Raw genomic sequence first — 4823 nt, 5'->3', positions numbered from 1 at the left:
TTCCTGTTCACCGGGCAGGGCAGCCAGCAGTCCGGCATGGGCGCCGACCTCTACCGCACCCACCCCGTCTTCGCCGAGGCGCTCGACGAGGTGTGCGCGGCGCTGGACGCGTACCTGGAACGGCCACTGAAGACGATCATGTTCGACGAGAACTGCAAGGACGAGCTCAACGACACCCGCTACACCCAGCCGGCCGTCTTCGCCTTCCAGATCGCCCTGCACCGGCTGCTCACCCACCACGGCATCACCCCCGACTACCTGGCCGGGCACTCGCTGGGCGAGATCACCGCCGCGCACCTGGCCGGCGTGCTCAACCTCGAAGACGCGGCCCGCATGGTCACCACCAGGGCCGCCCTGATGGCCACGCTCCCGCCCGACGGCGCCATGACCGCGGTCAACATCAGCGAGCAGCAGCTGCAGGCCTTCCTCACCCCCGAGGTGTCCATCGCCGCCGTCAACACCCCCAGCTCGCTGGTCATCTCCGGCGGCAGGGACGCCGTGCAGGCGCTGACCGCCACCCTGGCCGAAGCCGGGTACAAGACCCGCCCGCTCAACGTCCAGCTCGGCTTCCACTCGGCCGAGATGGTCCCGATCGCCTCCCGGCTCACCCGGGCGCTGGACGACTTCGACTACCGGCCGCCGGCCATCCCGATCGTCTGCAACCTCACCGGGGACCTGGCGACCGGCGCCGAGCTGCAGACCGCCGACTACTGGACCCAGCACCTGCTGGAGCCGGTCCGCTTCGCCGACACCCTGTTCACCCTGCACGGGCTCGGCGTCACCACGTACCTGGAGCTCGGGCCCGACGCCACGCTCACTCCGCTGGCCGCCACCCAGGTCGGCCACGCCATCCCCACCAGGAGCCAGCGCAAGCCGGAGACCACCACCCTGGCCACCGCCCTGGCCCAGCTGCGCGCCAACCCGGCGACCCTCTACCCCGGCGCCCGCCCCGTCCCGCTGCCCACCTACGCCTTCCAGCGGGACAGGTACTGGCTCAGCAGCGCCGCCACCGGCGGCGACCCGGCCAGTCTCGGGCTGGCCTCCACCGCCCACCCCCTCCTGCGCGCCACGGCCGACCTCCCGGACGGCGGTCACCTGTTCACCGGGCGCGTCACCAGGGACGAGCAGCCCTGGGTCGCCGACCACGCCGTCCACGACACCGTCATCCTGCCCGGCACCGCCTACGTGGACCTGCTCCTGCACGCCGCCGCGCACATCGGCTTCGACGAGATCGGCGAGCTCACCCTGCACGCCCCCCTCGTCGTCACCGCCACCCACCAGCTCAACCTGGCCATCCAGCCGGCCGACGGCGACCGGCGCGCGTTCACGCTGCACTCGCGTACGCAGGACCAGGACGAATGGACCCGGCACGCCTCCGGCCACCTCACCGCCGGCCATACCGCGCCGCCGCACGCCTCCGTCACCTGGCCGCCGGAGGACGCGATCCCGATCGACCTCGACGACCTCTACCTGGGGCTGTCCGGCGTCGGCATGCACTACGGTCCGGCGTTCCAGCACCTCGAGGCGGCCTGGCGGCACGGCGACGACGTCTACGCGGAGGTCAGGGGGGACGGGACGGCGTTCGACCTCGATCCCATGCTCCTGGACGCCGCGCTGCATCCGCTGGCGCTCACCGGGGACGGGTCCGTCCGGCTGCCGTTCTCGTGGAGCGGTGTCCGCCTGTACGCGACGGGCGCCGACCGGCTCCGCGTGCGCCTGGCCGTCACGGGCTCGGACGCGGTGACGATGACCGTGCACGACGCGTTCGGGGCCCCGGTGGCCGAGGTGGCGGAGCTGGCGACGCGCCGGATCGTGCCCGGCCAGTTCGGCGAGCCGTCTCTGCGGAACTCGCTGTTCGAGGTCACCTGGCAGCCTGTGACGGCCGCCGAGGCGGCGGCTCCCGGCTCGGTGGCGGTCCTGGGCTCCGACGGAGCCGGCGGGCACGGCTCGTACGGGGCCGTGCCCGCCGGCCGGGAACATGCGGACCTGGCCGCGCTGCTGGCGGCCGGCCCCGCCCCCGAGGTCATCGTCGTCCCCAGCCACGGCGCGGGCGGCGACCACCTCGAAGCCACCCACGCGCTGGCCGAGCGGACGCTGCGCCTGATCCAGGACTTCCTCGCCGACGACCGCCTCGCCGACTCCCGGATGGTCTTCCTCACCCGCGGGGCCGTCGCCACCGGCCCCGACGACCCCGTCACCGACCTCCCGGCCGCCACCGTCTGGGGCCTCGTCCGCACCGCCCAGAACGAGCACCCTGGACGCTTCCACCTCCTGGACGCCGACGAGCCGGCCGAGGTGACGGGCACGCGCCCCCAGCTCGCCGTACGCGACGGCAAGCAGCTCGTCCCGCGCCTGACCAAGGCCGCCGAGCACGACCCGGCCCCCGTCACGCTCGACCCGGACGGCACCGTCCTGATCACCGGCGGCACCGGCGCGCTCGGCACCCACCTGGCCCGCCACCTCATCACCGGCCACGGCGTCCGGCACCTGCTGCTGGTCAGCCGCCGCGGCCCCGGCAGCCCCGGCGCGGCAGACCTGAGCGCCGAGCTGGAAGCGCTCGGCGCCCAGGTCACCGTCGCCGCCTGCGACACCGCCGACCGCGCCGCCCTGGCCGACCTCCTCGACACCATCCCGGCCGACCACCCGCTCACCGCCGTCTTCCACACCGCCGGCGTACTCCAGGACGCCACCATCACCGCGCTCACCCCCGACCAGCTGCACGCCGTCCTGCGGGCCAAGGCCGACACCGCCTGGCACCTGCACGAGCTGACCGGCGACCTCGACGCCTTCGTCCTCTACTCCTCGATCGCCGGCCTGCTCGGCAACCCGGGCCAGGCCAACTACGCCGCCGCCAACACCTACCTCGACGCACTCGCCCACCAGGTGAAGGGGACCTCCCTCGCCTGGGGCCTGTGGGAGGCGGGCATGGGCCAGGATCTCGACACCGCGCGGCTGGCCCGCACCGGCGTCCTGCCCCTGCCCACCGACACCGGGCTCGCCCTGCTCGACGCCGCGCTCGCCGCGGGCCGCCCGCTGCTCGCCCCGGCCAAGCTCAACACCGCCGCCCTGCGCGAGCACGACCTGCTGCGCGGGCTCGCCCCCGCCAGGACCCGGACGACCGCGGCCGCCGGGCTGGCCGACCGGCTGGCGGGCAAGGACGCGGCGGAGCAGACGGAGCTGCTGCTGGAGTTCGTACGGGCGGAGGCGGCGGCCGTGCTCGGGCATGCCGCGCCCGGCCAGGTGGCCCCCGACCGCGGGTTCCTGGACCTGGGCCTCGACTCGCTGACGGCGGTCGAGCTGCGCAACCGCCTGAGCACGGGAACCGGGCTGCGGCTGCCCGCCACGCTCCTGTTCGACTACCCGACGCCGTCGGCGATCGTCGATCACCTGCGGGCCGAGCTGTGCCAGGAGGAGTCCGACCCCGAGGCGGACCTGCGGGCCGCGATCGCCGCGATCCCGCTGGCCCGGCTGCGGGAGGCGGGCCTGCTGGACGTGCTCGCCGAGCTCGCGGGCGCGACGGCCGGCTCGGCGGGCGACGGGGTGGCCGGTTCGGCGGCCGGGACGTCCGCGGACGCCCTGGACGCGATCAGGACGGCAGACGTCGACGACCTCATCAACCTCGCGCTCGGCACGGCCGACGCCTGACGTACCAAGGACGGTCATGGCTACTTCAACCGACAGGGCCATCGAGGCGCTGCGCGCCGCGCTGCTGGAGAACGAGCAGCTGCGCAGGCAGAACCGGCGGCTGGTCGAGGCGTCGAGCGAGGCGATCGCGATCGTCGGGATGGCCTGCCGCTACCCGGGCGGCGTCGCCTCGCCCGAGGACCTGTGGAACCTGGCGGCAGGTGGCGTGGACGCCATCTCCGCCTTCCCCGAGCGGCGTGGCTGGGACGTCGAGGCGCTGTACGACAGCGACCCCGCCCGCACGGGGACGACGTACGCCAAGGAGGGCGGGTTCCTGCACGACGCGGACGGGTTCGACGCGGCCTTCTTCGGCATCACGCCGCGTGAGGCGATGGCCATCGACCCGCAGCAGCGACTGCTGCTGGAGACGTCGTGGGAGGCGTTCGAGCGGGCCGGCGTGGACCCGGACGCGCTCAGGGGGAGCCGCACGGGCGTGTTCGTCGGCATCATGTACAACGACTACGCGGGCCGCCTCTACCACCGGATCCCGGAGGAGCACGAGGGCTCGCTGGGCATCGGCAGCTCCCCGAGCGTGGCCTCCGGCCGGATCTCCTACACCTTCGGCTTCGAGGGCCCGGCCGTCACCGTGGACACCGCGTGCTCGTCGTCGCTGGTGGCGCTGCACCTGGCGGTGCAGGCGCTGCGCAACGGGGAGTGCGGCCTCGCGCTGGCCGGGGGCGTCACGGTGATGTCCACGCCGGGCATCTTCGTGGAGTTCAGCCGCCAGCGCGCGCTGTCGCCCGACGGGCGGTGCAAGGCGTTCTCCGAGGCCGCCGACGGCACCGGGTGGGGCGAGGGCGCCGGGATCCTGCTGCTGGAGAAGCTGTCCGACGCGCGGGCGAACGGTCACCCCGTGCTCGCGATCGTCCGCGGCAGCGCCATCAACCAGGACGGCCGCAGCAGCCAGCTCACCGCGCCCAACGGCCCGTCCCAGCAGCGCGTGATCCGGCAGGCGCTGGAGAACGCCCATCTCACCCCAGCCGACGTGGACGCCGTCGAGGCCCACGGCACGGGCACCACCCTCGGCGACCCCATCGAGGCCCAAGCCCTGCTCGCCACCTACGGCCAGAACCGCGAAACCCCCCTCTGGCTCGGCTCCATCAAGTCCAACATCGGCCACACCCAGGCCGCCGCCGGCG

The 4823-nt window shown here is 74.2% G+C and carries 2 protein-coding genes; both read left to right on the top strand.

The genetic code is table 11. From position 1 onward, the window contains the following. A partial coding sequence (locus ETD85_RS60200; protein WP_138698750.1) for a type I polyketide synthase occupies positions 1-3645 on the top strand: 3645 nt, incomplete at its 5' end. Positions 3646-3661: 16 nt separating this feature from the next. Continuing rightward, positions 3662-4823, top strand: a 1162-nt coding sequence (locus ETD85_RS60195; protein WP_138698749.1) for a beta-ketoacyl synthase N-terminal-like domain-containing protein, incomplete at its 3' end; no start/stop codon positions are given.

Source organism: Nonomuraea zeae (assembly GCF_005889725.1).
Classification (GTDB): domain Bacteria; phylum Actinomycetota; class Actinomycetes; order Streptosporangiales; family Streptosporangiaceae; genus Nonomuraea; species Nonomuraea zeae.
The sequence above is the reverse complement of the archived record's forward strand: the minus strand, read 5'-3'. Positions and strand labels throughout refer to the sequence as shown.